Source organism: Streptomyces hygroscopicus subsp. hygroscopicus (genome assembly GCF_001553455.1).
Lineage (GTDB): Bacteria > Actinomycetota > Actinomycetes > Streptomycetales > Streptomycetaceae > Streptomyces > Streptomyces hygroscopicus.
In genome coordinates, this window is sequence record NZ_BBOX01000308.1 from 1 (window position 1) to 3,173 (window position 3,173).

Genomic DNA, 3,173 nt, shown 5'->3' on the forward strand with positions numbered 1-3,173 from the left:
CCCCGGCCGACGGCTCCCGCCCCGCGGACACTCCGACCCGGCAGACGGCTCCCGCTCGGCGGACACTCCGACCCGGCCCACAGGCCCCACCCGGCAGACGCCCCCCGGTAGACGGCCCCCACCCGGCAGACGGCTCCCGCCCGGCGGACGCCCCCACCCGGCGGACGGCTCCCGCCCGGCGGACACTCCGACCCGGCCCACAGGACCGCCCCGGCAGACAGCCCCCGCCCGGCGCACAGCTCCGCCCCGGCAGACGGCTCGACCCGGGCCCACAGGACCGCCCCGGCAGACGCTCCCCGGTAGACGGCCCCCGCCCGGCCGACGGCTCCCGCCCGCCGGACGCCCCCACCCCGGCAGACAGCCCCCACCTGGCAGACAGCCCCCCGGCAGACGGCTCCCGCCCGCCGGGCGCCCCCACCCGGGGCACAGCCCCCACCCGGCCGACGGCCCGGCGCCCGGTGGGTCGCCGCCGCGCCGGAGGCGTGCGGTGGCTCCGGGGCCGGGCATAGCCTTGAAGCAGGGCTTCGGTCCGTGCGGGCACCGACCCCGCCCGCCCGAGGCCGGTGCGAGGCATCGATGGGTGCGGTGGCGACGGGCACCCCGACCGGGCGGCAGACTGGCAGGCTGCCGGCCGAGGTGACCAGTTTCGTGGGACGTCGGCAGGAGACGGCCGAGGTCAGACGGATGCTGTCCACGTCCCGCCTGGTCACCCTCACCGGGGTCGGCGGAGTCGGCAAGACCCGGCTGGCACTGCGGGTCGCCGACGACGCGCGCCGGGCCTTCCCCGACGGCGTCTGGCTGGCCGAACTCGCCGAACTGGACAATCCCGCGCTGCTCGCCCAGGGCGTCACCGAGGCGCTGGAGATCCGGGACCACTCCTCGCGCCCGGCGATGGACGTCCTCGTCGACCACCTGCGCGACCGGGAAGCCCTGATCGTCCTCGACAACTGCGAGCACCTCCTGGAGGACTGCGCCCGGCTCGCCGACCGGCTGCTGCGCGCGGCGCCCCGGCTGCGGCTGCTGGCCACCAGCCGTCAGGTGCTGGGCACCGCCGGTGAGCAGAGCCTGGCCGTACCCGCCCTCGGACTGCCGGACGCCCGGGGACCCCGGCCGTCGCTCGCCGCGCTGGCGCGGTGCGACGCGGTACGGCTGTTCGTCGAGCGGGCCGCGGCCATCGTGCCCGGCTTCCGGCTCGACGAGGACAACCGGGACGCCGTCGAGCTGGTGTGCCGTCGGCTCGACGGCATCCCGCTGGGGATCGAGCTCGCGGTCGTACGGCTGCGCGCGCTCTCCGTCGAGCAGCTGCTGGACCGCCTGGACGACCGCTTCCGGCTGCTCACCACGGGCTCCCGGACGGTCCTCCCCCGTCACCGGACGCTGCGGGCGCTGATCGACTGGAGCTACGAGCTGTGCGGCGAACGGGAGCGGCTGCTGTGGGCCCGGGCCTCGGTGTTCGCCGGAAGCCTGGACCTGGAGGCGGCCGAGGCGGTCTGCTCCGGCGAGGGCATCGACCGCGAGGAGATCCTGGACCTGGTGTCCGGGCTGGTGGACAAGTCGATCCTGCTCCGGGAGGAGCACCGGGCCGTGGTGCGCTACCGGATGCTGGACACGCTGCGCCAGTACGGCCGCGAGCGGCTGGCGGCGTCCGGCGAGGAGGCGTCGCGGCTGCGGCTGCACCGCGACTACTACCGCGGGCTCGCCGCCGACGCGCGGGCGGCGCTGTTCGGACCGGCCCAGGTGCAGTGGTTCACCCGGCTCCAGCGGGAACACGCCAATCTGCGCACCGCGCTGGAGGGCAGCCTGGCCCAGCCGGGGCGGACCGCCTGCGGTCTGGGCATGGCCGCCGATCTGCTCTACCACTGGATCACCAGCTACTACCTCGGCGAGGGACGCCGCTGGCTGGACCAGGGCCTGGCGCTCTGCCCCGAACCGACCGAGATCAGGGCGCGGGCCCTGTGGACCAACAGCTGGCTGGCCGTCATCCAGTCCGACACCGACGCCGCCGCGGCCATGCTCGAGGAGAGCCGGTCCATCGGGACCCGGCTGGGCCTGGAGCCCGTGCTCGCCTACACCGCGCTCTACTCCGGCATGGTCGCCATGTACCGGGGGGAGGTCCGGACCGCGATCGCGTGGTACGAGGAGGCCGTGACCCGCCACCGCCGGACCGGCGATCCGGTGGGGCTGACCCTGGCGCTCATCCGGCTCTCGCTCGCCCACTCCTTCATCGACGACTCACCGGGGGCCATCGCCCTGGGCGAGGAGTCGCTGGAGGTGTGCGACGCGTACGGGGAGGGCTGGCACCGGGCCTACACGATGATGGCGCTCGGTGTGGACGTATGGCGCCAGGGCGACACCGCGCGGGCGACCGCCCTGGAAAAAGACAGCCTCGCCTTCAACCGCTCGATGGACGACCCGCTGGGAGTGGGCGTCAATCTGGAGGTGCTGGCCTGGATCGCGGCCACCGAAGGGGACCACACGCGGGCGGCCAGGCTGCTGGGGGCCCTGCGGGGCATCTGGCAGGCCATCGGCGCCCCGCTGTCCGGCTACGGGCATCTGATCCGCTACCACGAGGAGTGCGAGGCCACGGTGCGGCGGGCGCTGGGCGAAGCGGCCTTCAACGCGGCGGCCAGACAGGGCGCCCGACTCTCCTACGCCGAGGCGCTGGGGTACGCGCTGGAGGACGAACTGCCCGGCGGGGAGGCGGCAGTGGGCGAACGGCCGTCGCCGCTGACGCCGCGCGAGTCGGAGATCGCACAGCTGGTCGCGCGGGGGCTGAGCAACAAGGAGATCGCCTCGTCCCTGGTCATCGCCCAGCGCACGGCCGAGGGCCATATCGAGCACATTCTGAGCAAGCTCGGTTTCACCTCGCGTGCCCAAGTGGCGGTCTGGGTAGCGGAACAGCACCACGTCGGCGAGGCCGGTGGCGAACGTCCGCCGGAGGGTACGGGTACGGTCTGAAGGCCCGCGCCGTTCTTCCCGGGGCGGGGACGAACCCCCATGAAACCCCCAAGGGGACGGACCTTCCCAAGGGCCCGAGCCTTTTCGAAGGGGCGAACCTTCTCAAGAGGCGAGAGGCGAGAGGCGAGAGGCGCGGGGCAGGGGGCGCGGGGCAAGGGGCGAATTCTATGCACGGCGGGCACGCCTGTCCCGGCACTTTTCGCAAGCCCCACGAA

1 protein-coding gene is annotated in these 3,173 nt (G+C 74.5%); it reads left to right on the plus strand.

Annotated features, from left to right (window positions below):
• Positions 1–648: 648 nt before the first annotated feature.
• Positions 649–2,958 (plus strand): ATP-binding protein, encoded by a 2,310-nt coding sequence (locus tag AXW62_RS28300; protein WP_252368768.1) that lies wholly within the window; start codon positions 649–651, stop codon positions 2,956–2,958.
• Positions 2,959–3,173: the final 215 nt, after the last annotated feature.